Origin of the sequence: Micromonospora sp. NPDC005254, from assembly GCF_042872525.1 — a bacterium.
Lineage (GTDB): Bacteria > Actinomycetota > Actinomycetes > Mycobacteriales > Micromonosporaceae > Micromonospora.
On sequence record NZ_JBIAKM010000001.1, the window covers coordinates 475,279 to 490,446 of the forward strand.

The following is a 15,168-nucleotide window of genomic DNA, read 5'->3' on the forward strand; positions in this document are numbered from 1 at the left end:
TGGCCGAGAGTGGCCCGGGCGAGCAACAATGGCGCGGTTCACACCGCCGATCCCGGGGAGTCCACCGTGTCGTTGCCCCCGCTCGTCGAGCCCGCCGCCGAGCTGACCGTTGACGAAATCCGCCGCTACTCGCGCCACCTGATCATCCCGGACGTCGGGGTGGCCGGGCAGAAGCGGCTGAAGAACGCCCGGGTGCTCTGTGTCGGCGCCGGTGGCCTCGGGTCGCCCGCCCTGCTCTACCTCGCCGCGGCGGGGGTCGGCACCCTCGGCATCATCGACTTCGACACCGTCGACGAGTCGAACCTCCAGCGCCAGGTCATCCACGGCGTGTCCGACGTCGGCCGTTCCAAGGCCGAGTCCGCCGCCGCGTCGATCCGCGAGATCAACCCGCTGGTCAACGTGGAGATCCACAACACCGCGTTGGACCGCGAGAACGTCCGCGAGATCTTCGCCCAGTACGACCTGATCGTCGACGGCACCGACAACTTCGCCACCCGGTACATGGTCAACGACGCGGCGGTGCTGCTCGGCAAGCCGTACGTCTGGGGCTCGATCTACCGCTTCGACGGCCAGGCGTCGGTGTTCTGGGCTGAGCACGGCCCCTGCTACCGGTGCCTCTACCCGGAGCCGCCGCCGCCCGGCATGGTCCCGTCCTGCGCCGAGGGAGGCGTGCTCGGCGTGCTCTGCGCGTCGATCGGCTCGATCCAGGTGAACGAGGCCATCAAGCTGCTCACCGGCATCGGTGAGCCGCTGGTCGGCCGCCTGATGGTCTACGACGCCCTGGAGATGGAGTATCGCAAGATCAAGGTTCGGAAGGACCCGAACTGCGTGCTCTGCGGCGAGAACCCGACCGTCACCGACCTGCTGGAAGACTACGAGGACTTCTGCGGCGCGGTCTCCGAGGAGGCCCAGGAGGCGACGCTCGACTCGACCATCACCGCCCTGGAGCTGAAGGAGTGGCAGGACGCCGGCAAGGACATCTTCCTCGTCGACGTGCGGGAGCCGGCCGAGTACGAGATCGTGCGGATCCCCGGCTCCACCCTCATCCCCAAGGGCGACATCATCTCCGGCGAGGCGCTGGCGAAGCTCCCGCAGGACAAGCAGATCGTGCTGCACTGCAAGTCCGGCGTCCGCTCGGCGGAGGCGCTCGCCGCGCTCAAGGCGGCCGGGTTCCGCGACGCCGTGCACGTGCAGGGCGGCGTGCTCTCCTGGATCAAGCAGATCGACCCGGCACTGCCCGCGTACTGACCGGCCCGCCGGGGCGACGCCACGCGGCGCCGCCCCGGCGTGGTTCTACACGCCGCCGCCGATCGGTAAATCGACGCAAGTGCCTCCGTACGGCGCTCCGGCCGGAGCGACGCAGCCATTTCCAGCTGGCCGATTCCCCGAGGCGGGATCGTGTCTGCGCAGGTAGCGTCACCGCCGTGGTCGACTTGGAAGCCGCGATCGGGTTCGTCGTGGCGCATGGGGACGCGGTGGAACGCGCCCGCCTCTCCTGGCTGCGCAACGGCACGCCGGTGCCGCCGGAGCTGTTGGAGACGGCCGAGATCGGCCAGTCGTCGGACGGCGGCTGGCCGGCGAGCTGGGGTGGCGAGGTCGCCTCGGTCGACGCCACCTGCTTCCGCCTCGCCGAGCTGGACGACCTGGGCGCGCTGGGCCGTCCCGCCGCCCGCCGGGCGCTGGACTGGTTGGCGTCCCGGCAGCAGGCCGACGGCGGCTGGGACGAGGACCTCTCGCTGACCGGCTCGGCCCCGGAGTGGGCCCGCCCCGGCGATCCGGAGGCCAAACTCTTCCTCACCGCCAACGCCGGCTTCTGGCTGACCGTCGCCGGCCTGGACGCCCGCGCATCCGGCCCGCTCGATCACCGGGTCGGCGGGGCGTACGCCGGTGTGGTGCAGGCGGCGGCCCAGTCGATCGTCGCGCGGTTGCGCCCGGACGGCAGTTGGCCGTCGTTCCTCGCGGCGGGCTGGCTGAGCGCCGCCGTGCTGCACCGTCAGGAGATGTTCCAGGAGTCGGCGCGGATCCAGGTGGTGCTCGCCGAACGGATGCCCACGATGTCGCCGGGCGACGTGGCCTGGCTGGGGGCCACGCTGCGCCGGGTCGGCATCGACCTGCACGACTGGATCATGGTGCGGGCCCTGCGGCGGCTCGCCGAGACCCAGCGCAGCGACGGGGGTTGGGAGAGCGACGACGGTCACCAGTTCGACGTGCACGCCACGCTGTCCGCGATCCGGGCCGCCCGACCGGCGGCGGCCGGAGCCGCCGCGCAGCCGGGCTGACATCGGCCCTAGCGCAGGTGCCCGTCCCCGGTGACGACGTACTTGGTGCTGGTCAGCTCGGGCAGGCCCATCGGGCCCCGGGCGTGCAGCTTCTGCGTCGAGATGCCGATCTCCGCCCCGAAGCCGAACTCGCCCCCGTCGGTGAACCGGGTCGAGGCGTTCACCATCACCGCCGCCGCGTCGACACGGGCGACGAAGTCGCGGGCCGCGCTCGCCGAGTCGGTGAGGATCGCCTCGGTGTGCCCGGTGCCGAAGCGGCGGATGTGCGCGACCGCCGCGTCCAGCGAGTCGACCACCGCGACCGAGATGTCGGCCGACAGGTATTCGGTGGCGAAGTCCTCCTCGGTCGCCGGGACCACGGCGGCGGAGTACGCGGTCACCTCGGGGGAGCCGTGCACGGTCACGCCGGCCTCGGCGAACGCGGCCAGCATCGGCGGCAGGAACGCGTCGGCGACGTCCGTGTGCACCAGCAGCGATTCGGCGGTGTTGCAGGTGGACAGGCGCTGCGTCTTGGCGTTCAGCGTGACCGCGACGGCCTTCGCCACGTCCGCGGCGGCGTCGACGTAGACGTGGCAGTTGCCCACCCCGGTCTCGATCACCGGCACCGTCGACTCCTCGACCACGGTGCGGATCAGCGACGCGCCGCCACGCGGGATGAGCACGTCGACCAGCCCTCGGGCGCGCATCAGCTCCTTGACCGAGTCGCGGGAGCTGGCGTCGAGCAGCTGCACCGCGTCGGCCGGCAGGCCGGCGTCGGCGATCGCGTCGCGCAGCACCGCGACCAGCGCGGCGTTGGAGTGCGCGGCCGAGGACGACCCGCGCAGCAGCGCGGCGTTGCCGGACTTGAGGCAGATCCCGGCGGCGTCCACGGTCACGTTCGGGCGTGCCTCGTAGATGATGCCGACCACCCCGAACGGCACCCGGATCTGGCGCAGCTCCAGGCCGTTGGGCAGCGTCGAGCCGCGGACCACCTCGCCGACCGGGTCGGGCAGCGCGGCCATCTGGCGCAGCGCGTCGGCGATGCCGGTCACCCGGCCCGCGTCGAGGGCGAGCCGGTCCAGCACGGCCGCGCTCAGCCCGGCCTCCCGGCCGGCCGCCAGGTCCGTCTCGTTCGCGGTCAGGATCTCCGGGGTACGCGCCACCAGCGCGTCGGCCATCGCCACCAGCGCGGCGTCCTTGACCGTACGGGTGGCCACGGCCAGGTCGGCGGCGGCGTCCCGCGCCCGTCGCGCCTGCTCGACGACGCTCATGCCGGCACTCCGCTTCGCTCCGTGCCGTCCTGAGGCACCGACGCCCTGAGCTGATGATTCATTCGCTGGCGCTCACTCATCGACTACTCCTCAGCTGGGCGGTTGGCTTACAGCAGTACGAGGTCGTCGCGGTGGACGACCTCCCGTTCGTACGCCGGGCCGAGCGCCGCGGCGAGTTCGGAGGTGGAGCGACCGAGCAGCCCGGGCAGTTCCACCGCGTCGTAGTTGACCAGGCCACGGGCGACCGGGGCCCCGGCGGTGTCGACCAGGTCCACCGGGTCGCCGGCGGTGAACGTGCCGTCCACGGCGGTGATGCCGGCGGGCAGCAGCGACTTGCGCCGCCCGACGACGGCGGCCACCGCGCCCGGGTCCAGGTGCAGCCGCCCTCGGGGCGAGGTGGCGTGGGCCAGCCAGAACAGCCGGGCCGTCGGGCGCTGCCGCTGCGGGTGGAACAACGTGCCGACGGGCTCGCCGGCCAGCGCCGACGTGGCCAGGTCGGCGGAGGTGAGCACCACGGGGATGCCGAAGCCGGTGGCGATCCGGGCCGCCTCGACCTTGGTCACCATGCCGCCGGTGCCGACCCCGGACCGGCCGGCGCCGCCGATGGTGATCCCGGCGAGGTCCTCGTCGCTGCGGACCTCCGGGATCCGGGTCGACTGCGGGCGGGCCGGGTCGCCCGTCCAGAGTGCGTCCACGTCGGAGAGGAGCACCAGCAGGTCGGCGTGCACCAGCGCGGCCACCAGGGCGGCCAGGCGGTCGTTGTCGCCGAACCGGATCTCCTCGGTGGCCACCGTGTCGTTCTCATTGACGATCGGGACCGCGTGCAGGTCGAGCAGTTTGCGCAGCGTGCGGTACGCGTTGCGGTAGTGCGCCCGCCGGGTCACGTCGTCGACGGTGAGCAGCACCTGCCCGACGGTGCGGCCGTGCCGGGCGAAGCTGGCCGCGTACCGGCCGATCAGCAGGCCCTGGCCGACGCTGGCGGCGGCCTGCTGGGTGGCCAGGTCGCGCGGACGTCGGATCAGCCCGAGCGGGGCGAGGCCGGCGGCGATCGCGCCCGACGAGACCAGCACGACCTCGCGTCCCTCGGCGGCGAGTCGGCCCAGGGTGTCGACCAGCGCGTCGACCCGCTCGTCGGCCAGGCCGCCGGTGGCGGTGGTCAACGAGGAGGATCCGATCTTGACGACGACCCGTCGGGCGGCCGTGACTGCGTCGCGCACCCGCCCATTCTGCGTGGTCACGCCCGCGTCGCCCGGCGGCGTTCCCATATGGTGGCCGATTGTGACTCCTGACGAGTACGTCGAGGCGGTGCTGGACCTGGTGGAGCGGATCCCGCAGGGTCGGGTGATGTCGTACGGCGGGGTCGCCGACGCCCTGGCCGAGCGCTCGGGCCGTTCCTCCGCGCGCCTGGTGGGTTCCATCATGGCCCGGCACGGCGGCTCGGTGCCCTGGCACCGGGTGGTGACCGCTGGTGGCCGGCTTCCACCGGGTCACGAGCGGGAGGCGCGGGCCCGGCTGCGGGCCGAGGGGGTCCCGTTGCGCGGCGAGGGCGTGGACATTTCGATGGCCGGTTGGTCGCCGGATGAGGGGATGTGACCTGCCGCATAACGTGAGTAACATTCGGCCCCATGAACCAGCCGCCGGGCGCCGCCGGCCTGCCCGCCGTCGGCCCGGATGCGGCCAGCCTGCCCGCCGCCGGCCCGGATGCGGCCAGCCTGCCCGCCGCCGGTCGGCTGCCCCGCCCGGTACACGCCGGGTACGCGCTCGGCTCGCTGGCCACCGGCGCGTTCGGCACGGTGCCCGGTCTGCTGCTGCTGCCGTACCTGACCGACACGCTCGGCGTGGCCGCCGGGCTCGCCGCCCTGCTGGTCCTGCTGCCCAAGGCATGGGACGTGCTGGTCAACCCGGTCGCCGGGCGGATTTCCGACCGCACCCGGTCGCGCTGGGGCGCACGCCGGCCGTACCTGCTCGTCGCCGGTCTCGCGCTCGCCGTGCTCTTCGCGGCCATCTTCGCCGCGCCGTTCGGCAACGGGCCGGCCGCCGCGGCGTACGTGGCGCTCGCCTTCCTCGCCACGGCCACCGCGTTCGCCTTCTTCCAGGTGCCGTACGTGGCGATGCCCGCCGAGATGACCGACGACTACGCCGAGCGCACGCGGCTGATGACCTGGCGGATCGCCGTGCTGGCGCTGACCATCCTGGTCTCCGGCGCGGTGGCCCCGCTGGTCGTGAGGGTCGGCGGCGACGGCGTGCCCGGGCACCGCTGGATGGGCCTGTTCGTGGCGGCGCTCATAGTCATCGGCGCCCTCGGCGCGTTCCTCGGCACCCGGTCCGCGCCCGGTGGCGTGGTAGGCGCCAGCGAGCCGACACTGCGCGCCCAGCTCGCCGTGGCGGCCGCCAACCGGCCGTTCCGGGCGCTGCTGGTCTGCTTCGTGGTGCAGTCCGCCGGCGTGGCGACCATCCTCGCCGGGGTCAACTACTTCGCCGGGCAGATCCTGCGCGACGAGCAGAGTGGGCCGACCCTCCTCTTCGCCTGCTTCGTCGGGCCGGCGCTGCTGGTGATGCCGCTCTGGTCCCGCGTCGGCGCCCGGTTGGGCAAGCGGTCGGCCCTGGTCGCCGCCGGGCTGATCCTCGCCGCCGGGGCGCTCGCCCTGGTCGCCGCCCCGCTGCTGCCCCTGGTCGTCGTCTACCTGGTGGTCGCGGTCATCGGCGTCGGGTACGCCGGGCAGCAGGTGTTCGCGCTGGCCATGCTCCCGGACTGCATCGCGTACGACACGGCGCGGACCGGCCGCCGGCAGGCGGGCGTCTTCACCGGCCTGTGGACCGCCGGGGAGACCCTCGGCCTGGCCCTCGGCCCAGGCGTGTACGGGCTGGTGCTCCAGCTCTCCGGCTACGTCTCCTCCGACACCGGAACCGCCGCCGCCCAGTCCGACACGGCGCGCTTGGGCGTCCTGCTCGGTTTCACAGTCCTACCAGCCCTCCTGATAGCCCCGCCGCTGCTCCTCCTGCGCGGATACCACCTGACTCCCGCGGTCCTGACCGCCGCCGCCCGCGACGGTCGCGTCGATCATGGAGTTGTGGTGGGGAACGAAAGCCGCTGAACACCACAAGAAAGGCACCAGGACTCCATGATCGACGAGAGCAGGGTTGGGGCGTTTCTGCCTCCTGGGGTGGGGGCGGATGTCGCGCTGGCAGAGGTTCGACGGCTGCGCGCGGGCGACCGGCCCACCCACGGGGGACGGCTGTTCGCGTACGTGTACGACCCGGCGGTGCCAGGGCTCGACGACCTCGCCGCCGCCGCGTACCGGGAGAGCGCGCACGTCAACGGGCTCGACCCGACCGCGTTCCCGTCCCTGCTGGCCATGGAGAACGCGCTCGTCGGCGCTGCCGGCCGGGTGCTCGGCGGCGGGCCGGGCACGACCGCACCCGACGTGGTCGGCAGCGTCACCAGCGGCGGCACCGAATCGCTGATCCTCGCCGTCAAGGCGGCCCGGGACGCCCACCCGGAGATCACCGCACCCCGGATCGTGGTGCCGGCGAGCGCCCACGCCGCGTTCGCCAAGGCGGCGCACTACCTGCGGGTGGCGCTGGACGTGGTGCCGGTCTCGGTGGACACTCTGCGCCCCGACCCGGCCGCGATGGCCGCCGCGATCCGCCCGGAGACGGTGCTTGTCGCCTGCTCCGCGCCCTCGTACGCGCACGGGGTGGTGGACCCGGTGGCCGAGATCGCCGCCGTGGCCGCCGCCGCCGGGGTGCGCTGTCACGTCGACGCCTGCTTCGGCGGCTGGACCCTGCCGTACCTGCGTCGTCTCGGCGAGCCGGTGCCGGCGTTCGACTTCACGGTGCCCGGGGTCACCTCCATCTCGGTCGACCTGCACAAGTACGCGTACGCCCCGAAGGGCGTGTCGGTGCTGCTGCACCGCGACGCCGCGGGACGCGCCCCGCAGTACTTCGCGTACGCGGACTGGCCGGGCTACACCATGATCAATCCGGTGATCGCGTCCACCCGCTCGGGTGGGCCGATCGCCGCCGCGTACGCCACCCTGCGGCACCTCGGCGACGCCGGCTACCTGCGGTTGGCCGCCGTGACCCGGGACGCGGTCGCCGGCCTGGCCGACGCCGTCCGCGCCGTCGACGGTCTGCGGCTGATGGCCGAGCCGGAGTCGACAGTGGTCTGCTTCACCGCCACCGAGGATGGACCCGACCTGTTCGTCCTGGTCGACGAGCTGACCGCGCGTGGTTGGCACACCCAGCCCCAGCTGTCGTACGCCGGTCTGCCGGCCAGCGTGCACCTCACGGTGACCGCCTCGGTCGCGCCCCGGGTGGCGGAGTTCGGCCCGGATCTCGCCGCCGCGGTGGCGGCGGCCCACGCGGCCGGCCCGGTGCGGCTGCCCGCCGAGTTGGCGTCCCTGGTTGGCGCCCTCACCCCCGAGGCGCTGACCCCGGAGGTGGTGGTCGGCCTGGCCGCCGGGCTCGGCCTGGGTGGCGGGGCCGACACAGGTGCGGCGGGGCCTCTGCCGGATCGGATGGCGCTGGTGAACACGCTGCTCGACGCCGCCCCGCCGGCGCTGCGCGAACGCCTGCTGGTCGAGTTCGTCGGTCTGCTGCAACGCCCCACCTGGGGTTCGGACGACTGAACGCCGGTGCCCCACCCCGATCGGGGTGGGGCAGCGGACGTCCCGCTCAGAGCACGCCGGGCAGTTCCACACGGTTGTCCTTGTCGTTGAGATCGCGCCACCGTCGGTCCTGAGCGTCGAAGTGCGTGACATGGAAGGCCCGTGTCATCGCGTCGGCGCCCGAACGGTCGGGCATCAGGTGCACGAAGGTGTAGCGCCGCGACTCACCGGCCGGCACCCCCGGCAGCAGGCACGAGTCGTTGTCGTCTGCTGCCGCCACCTTCGGGTCGCACCGGGACCAGTCGCCACCCGTCGGCTCACCCAGGTTGAAGCCGCGCAGCTCGACCTGTGCCGCATCGACCGGTCCCGCGTTCTTCACGGTGAAGACGGTGGTCAGCTTGCGGCCACCCGGGGCGTCGACAAGCGTGTGGGTCATGCTCAGCCGCAGGTCGGTGAGCCGCGGATCCTTGCCGAACTTCGTGGGACCGTCGGTCTGGGTGAACCGGCCCCCCGTGAACCGGTAGGTGCGCAGCTGTTCCTGCGGCCAGTAGGACGGGGTGTCGCAGCAGGGTTGCAGGTCGGCCACCCGCACCTGGACCGCACCGGCCGCGGTGACCTCCAGGCCGCGAATGTCCTCGACACCGTCGGTGGTCCGCACGACTCTGCCGAGCGTCACGATCCGCCCACTGTCGTCCCGGTCGAAGGCGACTACCTGCTTCGCCGACGCCTCGCCGTACCGGCAGGAGATGGCGGCGACAGTCTCCTCGGCGCCGTCCCCGTCCAGGTCGGCGTGGCTCACCTTCAGGTCGGTGAGCAGCGGAATGTAGTTGTTGATGGAGCTTGTCACCAGCCGCACCTTCGACGTGGTGCAGGTCGACGGCACGATCGGCGGCCAGGCCGGCAGGTCCAGGCGGGCAGCGAGCAGCTGCGTCCGGCTGATCCGGCCGTCCGGGGCGTCGGGGTCGGCCGTGGGTGTGGAATTCGGCGACTGGCTGACCGACGGTGTGGGCGGCGGCGGTGCCGTCGTCGGCGGGGACGTCGGGTCGACGGACTCGGCCGGGACCGGCGGCGTGCGGTCGCCTTTCAGCGCGGCGTTGGCGACGACCGGTGCCAGCACTAGGACGACCGCCGCCGCGGCGACGGCCACCACCCTCGTCTGCCGGCGCCGACGCAGGGTGCGTCGGGCCTGGTCGGGACCGGGACCGACGACCCGGGTGGTGACATCGGTGCGGTACGCGGTGAACCGCTCGCGCAGTCGCGGTTCGAGATCAGACATCGGACACCCCCTCGGTGTTCTCGTCCAGCAGTCCGGCAAGGGCGGCCCGGCCGCGGTGCAGCCAGGACTTGACGGTGCCCTCGGCCACCCCTTCCTGAAGAGCGATCTGATTGACCGACAGGTCGGCCAGGTAGTGCAGGATGACGGCCCGCCGGTGGTTGGCGGGCAGTTGCGCGAGCGCCGCGTCGATGGCCACCCGGTCCGGTGTCGGGCCGTCCACCTCGACCTCGGTGCGCCGCTGGCGCAGAAGGTGGTTGCGGGCCGTGCGCAGCCGACGCCAGCGGCTGCGGGCCAGGTTCCAGGCGACCCGGCGAACCCAGGCCACCGGATCGTCGTACCGGACCAGGCGGTCCCAGCGCGCCAGCGCCCGGCAGAACGCCTCCTGGGCCAGATCCTGAGCGTGGCCCAGATCCCCCGTGTACGCGCACAGTTGGGCGGTCACGCTCCGGAAGTGCGCGTGGTAGAAGTCGTCGAAGGTGATCGCCGCCGCGTTCAGCCCTGCGGCCGTCAACGCCGCCGGTGGTTCGTTGGCGCGGGCTCCCATCGTTGCTGTCACTGCCCCTCCCCGTTGGCGCCGGGGCCGGTGCCCTGGCGCCGGTAACACTTCAGTGCGGCGTACGAGGTTGCGGCCCGAACGGCCGCGAATCTGACAGTCGGCACGAGGGACGCGACGGTTGGCACGCCGACACGGCCGCGCTCGGTGAGCGCGGCCGTGTCCCGTCCCGGTCGGGTCGGCTCAACGGTAGGTGATCACCACCGTGTTGTCCGGGTCGTAGACCTCCTGCACGAAGTCGAAGCTCGCGTCCATCGGGCGGCCGTCCACGTCGGCCTTCCCCGTGCCGACCGTGGTGCCGGCGGCGACCCGGAAGCCCAGCGTGAGCCGGACCTCCTTGCCGGCCCCGAGCTGGTTCAGGTCGCAGGTCAGCGGATCCCGGGTCTTCTCCGGGTCGTTGCGGCAGGCCGCCCAGCCGTCCCCGTCAGGGCGGACCGCCGCCGGTAGGCCGAGCCGCAGGGCCACGTAGGCGGCGGGTCCGCCGCCCCCGTTGCGGATGCGTACGGTGATCGTGCCGGTCCGGGAGCCGTCCGGCGCGTCGGCCAGCACGAGGTTCGTGGCGCTGACCACGAGGTTGACGTCGTGCGGGTTCGGCCCGAAGCTCGTCGGCCCGGAGACCTGCGCGAAGGACCCGCCCTTGAAGCGGTAGCCCCGCCACTGTCGCTGTGACCACTCACCGGGCCAGCCACCACCGGGCGCGATGTCGCCGACCTGCACCCGCACGGTGCCGTCGTCCACCACGTCGAGGGCGAACAACCACTGCGGCTTGTCGATGCTCGTCGTGACCACCCGGCCCAGTGTGACGATCTTGCCCTGCTGGTCGCGGTCGAAGGCGACCACCTGCATGGGTCCGCCGGAGCCGAGCACGCACTGCACCAGCGCCACCGCCTCCACCGTGCCGTCCCCGTCGACGTCCCCCTGGTCGAGCGCCAGCAGCCAGTTGACGCCCTCACGGTCGTCACCGCTGAGCCGGACGCCCGACGTGGGGCATCCCCGCCCGGCTCGCCACGCGGGCAGGGTCACCGCCGCGCCGAGCAGTTGGGCCCGGCTGATCTTCCCGCTCGGGGCGGTGGAGGTCGGGCTGCCGCTCGTGACGGACGGGCCGGGGGTCGGGCTCGCCGTGCCGCTCGGCGTGGGCGACGCGGAGATGGTCGGCGTGGGGTCGACCGGGCCCGGCTCGCGATCCGGGCCGCTCATCGCCGCGTACCCGACGGCGGCCCCGCCGAACAGCGCGAGCACCGTCGCGGTGGTGGTGGCCAGCCGGCGACGGCCGCGCCCGGTTGCCGTCCGCCGCACGGCGGCGGGCCCGGGCACCTCGACCTCCGCCAGCACGGTACGGCGGTAGTGGGTGAACTCGTCGGCGAGGCCGAGGATCTCCTGCTCAGACATCTCGCACCTCCTCGTTGGTGTCGCGCAGGTGCGTCGCGAGGGCCGCCCGTCCCCGGTGCAGCCAGGACTTGACGGTCCCCTCGGCGACCCGTTCCTGGGCGGCGATCTCGGCGACCGTCAGGTCGGCGAGGTAGTGCAGCACGACAGCCCGTCGCTGCTTCGGCGGCAGCTTGGCCAGCGCGGTGTCGAGGGCGACCCGGTCCGGGCTCGGCTCGGCGACGTGTGTCTCGCGTTGCCGCAGCAGCCAGGCCTGCGCGGTCCGCAACCGTCGCCAGCGGTTGTGGCCGAGGTTCCAGGCGACCCGGCGCACCCAGGCCAGCGGATCGTCGTACCGGGCGAGCCGGCCCCAGTGGGTGTACGCCCGGCAGAAGGCCTCCTGAACCAGGTCCTGCGCCTGCCCACGATCACCGGTGTACGCCGTGAGCTGCACCACCAGCGATCGGAAGTGGGCGTGGTAGAAGTCGTCGAAGGCCAGTTCGGCAGTCGCGGGGATGGGGCTTCCCGGCGGGTCGGGGGGCGGTCCGCCCACCCGTACTTCTCTCGTCACAAGCACTCGTCCTCCCCGTGGTGGGCGCAGGCGGCGTGTTCGCCAGCACCGGTCACACACTCGGCCGCGCCCGCCGGTTGCGGTCGAACCGGTGGGGTTGCCTGTCCGGTCCGTGACAAGCGGCTGTGATTCACTGTGGGATGAGGAGAGGGGACGTCCGTGCAGCTACCGGCAGTGCTCGGTGAGCCGATCCGGTTCGTGCTGAACTGGGGGCGCCGCTACTCGCTCTGGGTGTTCAACTTCGGCCTGGCCTGCTGCGCGATCGAGTTCATCGCCACCAGCATGGGTCGGCACGACTTCATCCGGCTGGGTGTGATTCCGTTCGCCCACGGCCCCCGGCAGGCCGATCTCATGGTGGTCTCCGGCACCGTGACCGACAAGATGGCCCCGGCCATCAAGCGGCTCTACGACCAGATGCCCGAGCCGAAGTACGTCATCTCGTTCGGCGCGTGCTCCAACTGCGGCGGCCCCTACTGGGACTCGTACTCGGTGACCAAGGGCGTCGACCAGCTCATCCCCGTCGACGTCTACGTGCCCGGCTGCCCGCCGCGCCCGGAGGCGCTGCTGCACGGCATCCTGCGCCTGCAGGAGAAGATCGCCGCCGAGCAGTCCGGCATCGGCGGAGTGCCGCAGCGGGATCTGCTCGCCGCGCCGCTGGACGCCCCGCCCCGCGAGGCCGCCGCCCCGCGCTCCGTCGACTCCCTCACCGCCCCGCCGGTCCGCCCACCCGCCGCACACTGACGAACGGCCCGCCGTGCGGAGGGGACCGCTCGATTGCTCGACGTGGGGGCTGGTCGGGCCCGGTTAACCTGCGCTCATGAGCAATTCCGTGGACCAGCGGTCCGCCCACATCATCGACGTGCTCACCGAGGAGTTCGGCGCGTCGATGGCAATCGACCCGGCGGCCTTCCGCCGCAAGTTCCGCAAGATGGCCGCGTCGCCGTTTGCCTTCTACCGGGGCAGCGCCGCGCTGTTCTACGCCGACCAGCGTGGCGACTTCGCCGACGACCGTTTCCTCGACGAGCGGACCGGCCGGGTGTGGATCCACGGCGACCTGCACGCGGAGAACTTCGGCACCTACATGAACGCCTCCGGGCAGTTGGTGTTCAACGTCAACGACTTCGACGAGGCGTACGTCGGGCCGTTCACCTGGGACCTGCGCCGGCTCGCGGCCAGCGTGGCGCTGCTCGGCTACAGCAAGGCCCTCTCCGACACGGTGATCGGTGAACTGGTGGCCGGCTTCGCCCGCTCCTACCTGACCGAGCTGCGGGCGATCGCCGCCGGCGGAGACGACGCCATCGGCTCGATCACCCTGGAGAACGCCGACGGGGTGCTGCGTCGGGTGCTCCAGCAGGCCCGCCTCAACACGCGGGTCGACCTGCTCGCCGAGCAGACCACCGTCGACAACTACGAGCGGCGGTTCTCCATCGGAGACGGGGTCTTCGAGGTCGACGGGAAGACCCGGGACCGGGTTCTCGCCGCCTTCGAGGAGTACCTGGGGACTCTGCCGACCGCCTCGGCCCGGCTGCGCCCGGTGGCGACGCGGATCAAGGACGTGGTGCTGCGCAAGGGAGTCGGCATCGGTTCGGCCGGCCTGCCGTCGTACAACCTGCTGCTGGAGGGGCACACGCAGGCGCTGGAGAACGACGTCGTGATCTACATGAAGCAGGCGCAGGTCCCGGCGGTGGCCCGCTACTCGACCGACGACTCGGTACGCGGCTACTTCCAGCACCAGGGTCACCGGACCGCCGAGTCGCAGCGGGCGTTGCAGGCGCACGCCGACCCGTGGCTGGGCTTCACCGAACTGGACGGCGCCGGTCAACTCGTCGCCGAGGTCTCCCCGTACGCGGCCGACCTGGACTGGTCCGACGTCAACGAGCCGGACGAGCTGACCGGGGTGCTTGCCGACCTTGGCCGGGCGGTGGCCCGGATGCACTCGGTCGCCGACGACGAGTCCAGTCACGACCTGGTGGACTACTCCACCGAGGAGGCGATCGTCGCCGCCGTGGACACCGACGAGTCGGGCTTCGTCACCCACCTGGTGGACTTCGCGCACGCGTACGGGGTGCGTGCCCGCCAGGATCACCAGCTCTTCGTGGACCTGTTCCGCAACGGCCGGCTACCCGGCATCTGACGTCACCGGGCCGCCGGTCAGGAGGCGAACTCCAGCACCACCTTGATGTCGTCCGGCCCGGAGGTGTACGCGTCGGCGTACCTGTTCACCGGGACCCGTCTGGTGATCAGCGAGGAGAGCCAGACCTGGTCGGCGCGGGTGAGTGCCTGCGCGGCCATGGTCCAGTGTCGCCGGTTGGCGTTCACCGAGCCGAACACCACGTTGTTCTCCAGCACCAGCGCCCGGTTGAGCGCCCCGGCGTCGAAGTCGATGCTCCGGCCGCCGCTGGACACCCCGGCCAGGCAGACGATGCCGGTCGGCGCCGCCTTGCACATGACGTCGAGGACGACCGTGGGTGCGCCGGTGCACTCGATCACCACGTCCGGCTCGAAGGGCAGGTCGTTGACCGGCACCGCGTGGTAGGTGGCGCCGAGCCCGGCGACCAGTTCCGGCTTGGGGCCGTCGGTGGCCCGGTCCAACACGTGGACGGTGAGCCCGCGCTGGGTGCCGAGCAGCGCGGCCAGCAGCCCGATCGGCCCGGCGCCGGTCACCAGGACCGTGTGCGGCTGCCACTCGGCCCGGTGGCCGATCCGCTCGATGTGGTCCCACGCCTTGGCCACCACGCTGGTCGGCTCCAACAGCACGCCGACCTGGGCCAGCGCCGGATCCAGCTTGACCGCGAACTGGGGCTCGATCCGCCAGCGGTCCCGGGCGAACCCGGGTAGCGCCTTGATGCCGTGCTCGGTGAACTGACCGTTGCGGCACATGTCCCACTCGCCGACCGCGCAGTTGGGACAGGGCACCGGGTCGGGATGCCGGACGATGCCGGCCACCAGGTCGCCGGGTTGCAGGGCGCCGCTCGGGTCCTCCAGCACCCGGCCCAGCGACTCGTGCCCGATGACCAGGCGGTCCGCGCCCGGCGGCGCCTCGCCGTACTCCCCGGCGATGATCTCGTGGTCGGTGCCGCAGATTCCCACGGCCAGTGCCTCGACCAGGACCGCGCCTTCCTCGGGCGCCGGCTCCGGCTGATCCTCGGCGAGGCTCAGCGAGTTGGCGACCCCGGGTTTCACAGTGACAGCGCGCACGCCCTCATCTTTCCCCGCCGACTGGCCCGCTGCCCGGTAAAGCGGGCAGATCACCGGGGATCGGTC

Annotated in this window: 14 protein-coding genes; 7 read left to right on the top strand and 7 right to left on the bottom strand. The window is 72.6% G+C overall.

Features of this window, described 5'->3' with window-relative positions:
* Window positions 1–66 precede the first annotated feature (66 nt).
* Window positions 67–1,248 carry an adenylyltransferase/sulfurtransferase MoeZ gene (moeZ, locus tag ACFYPR_RS02285; protein ID WP_387185987.1) on the top strand — a complete coding sequence of 394 codons (1,182 nt, stop codon included), beginning with the start codon at window positions 67–69 and terminating at the stop codon, window positions 1,246–1,248.
* A gap of 125 nt (window positions 1,249–1,373) precedes the next feature.
* The gene (locus ACFYPR_RS02290) at window positions 1,374–2,279 is read left to right on the top strand and encodes a prenyltransferase/squalene oxidase repeat-containing protein (protein ID WP_355067743.1); all 906 of its coding nucleotides are present in this window, start codon (window positions 1,374–1,376) and stop codon (window positions 2,277–2,279) included.
* A gap of 8 nt (window positions 2,280–2,287) precedes the next feature.
* Here ACFYPR_RS02290 and ACFYPR_RS02295 read toward each other — a convergent pair whose 3' ends face one another.
* A complete protein-coding gene (locus ACFYPR_RS02295; protein ID WP_354854385.1) occupies window positions 2,288–3,529 on the bottom strand; it encodes a glutamate-5-semialdehyde dehydrogenase in 1,242 nt (413 codons plus the stop codon).
* A gap of 107 nt (window positions 3,530–3,636) precedes the next feature.
* Entirely contained in the window at window positions 3,637–4,794 is a 1,158-nt protein-coding gene (proB, locus tag ACFYPR_RS02300; RefSeq protein WP_354854383.1) for a glutamate 5-kinase, read from the bottom strand.
* A gap of 13 nt (window positions 4,795–4,807) precedes the next feature.
* Here proB and ACFYPR_RS02305 point away from each other — a divergent pair, with 13 nt between their 5' ends.
* The 3 genes from ACFYPR_RS02305 to ACFYPR_RS02315 are packed head-to-tail and all read left to right on the top strand — an operon-like array spanning window position 4,808 to window position 8,160.
* Window positions 4,808–5,122, top strand: a complete 315-nt coding sequence (locus ACFYPR_RS02305; RefSeq protein WP_387258356.1) for an MGMT family protein — start codon at window positions 4,808–4,810, stop codon at window positions 5,120–5,122.
* A gap of 32 nt (window positions 5,123–5,154) precedes the next feature.
* Window positions 5,155–6,624, top strand: a complete 1,470-nt coding sequence (locus tag ACFYPR_RS02310) for an MFS transporter (RefSeq protein ID WP_387258358.1) — start codon at window positions 5,155–5,157, stop codon at window positions 6,622–6,624.
* A 27-nt stretch (window positions 6,625–6,651) separates the two neighbouring features.
* Window positions 6,652–8,160, top strand: coding sequence for a pyridoxal phosphate-dependent decarboxylase family protein (locus tag ACFYPR_RS02315; RefSeq protein WP_387258360.1), 1,509 nt, complete (start codon window positions 6,652–6,654; stop codon window positions 8,158–8,160).
* A gap of 46 nt (window positions 8,161–8,206) precedes the next feature.
* Here ACFYPR_RS02315 and ACFYPR_RS02320 read toward each other — a convergent pair whose 3' ends face one another.
* From ACFYPR_RS02320 to ACFYPR_RS02335, 4 genes are all read right to left on the bottom strand, one after another.
* Window positions 8,207–9,415, bottom strand: coding sequence for a hypothetical protein (locus tag ACFYPR_RS02320; RefSeq protein ID WP_355067712.1), 1,209 nt, complete (start codon window positions 9,413–9,415; stop codon window positions 8,207–8,209).
* On the bottom strand, window positions 9,408–9,971 hold the full coding sequence (locus tag ACFYPR_RS02325; protein ID WP_363942508.1) for a SigE family RNA polymerase sigma factor: 564 nt from the start codon (window positions 9,969–9,971) through the stop codon (window positions 9,408–9,410). The genes ACFYPR_RS02320 and ACFYPR_RS02325 overlap by 8 nt, the downstream gene beginning before the upstream one ends.
* Before the next feature lie 180 nt (window positions 9,972–10,151).
* Complete coding sequence (locus ACFYPR_RS02330; protein WP_355067710.1) at window positions 10,152–11,357, bottom strand: hypothetical protein; 1,206 nt, start codon at window positions 11,355–11,357, stop codon at window positions 10,152–10,154.
* The gene (locus ACFYPR_RS02335; RefSeq protein ID WP_354854369.1) at window positions 11,350–11,886 is read right to left on the bottom strand and encodes a SigE family RNA polymerase sigma factor; all 537 of its coding nucleotides are present in this window, start codon (window positions 11,884–11,886) and stop codon (window positions 11,350–11,352) included. Before ACFYPR_RS02335 ends, ACFYPR_RS02330 begins: the two co-directional genes overlap by 8 nt.
* 177 nt (window positions 11,887–12,063) lie before the next feature.
* Between ACFYPR_RS02335 and ACFYPR_RS02340 the strand changes: the two genes are divergently transcribed.
* Both ACFYPR_RS02340 and ACFYPR_RS02345 read left to right on the top strand, forming a co-directional pair.
* Window positions 12,064–12,645, top strand: a complete 582-nt coding sequence (locus tag ACFYPR_RS02340) for an NADH-quinone oxidoreductase subunit B family protein (RefSeq protein ID WP_354854368.1) — start codon at window positions 12,064–12,066, stop codon at window positions 12,643–12,645.
* Between the two features lie 76 nt (window positions 12,646–12,721).
* Window positions 12,722–14,038, top strand: a complete 1,317-nt coding sequence (locus ACFYPR_RS02345) for a DUF2252 domain-containing protein (protein WP_354854367.1) — start codon at window positions 12,722–12,724, stop codon at window positions 14,036–14,038.
* 17 nt (window positions 14,039–14,055) lie between these two features.
* On the opposite strand, the gene ACFYPR_RS02350 is transcribed toward ACFYPR_RS02345, so the two are convergent.
* On the bottom strand, window positions 14,056–15,102 hold the full coding sequence (locus tag ACFYPR_RS02350) for a glucose 1-dehydrogenase (RefSeq protein WP_355067709.1): 1,047 nt from the start codon (window positions 15,100–15,102) through the stop codon (window positions 14,056–14,058).
* Window positions 15,103–15,168: the final 66 nt, after the last annotated feature.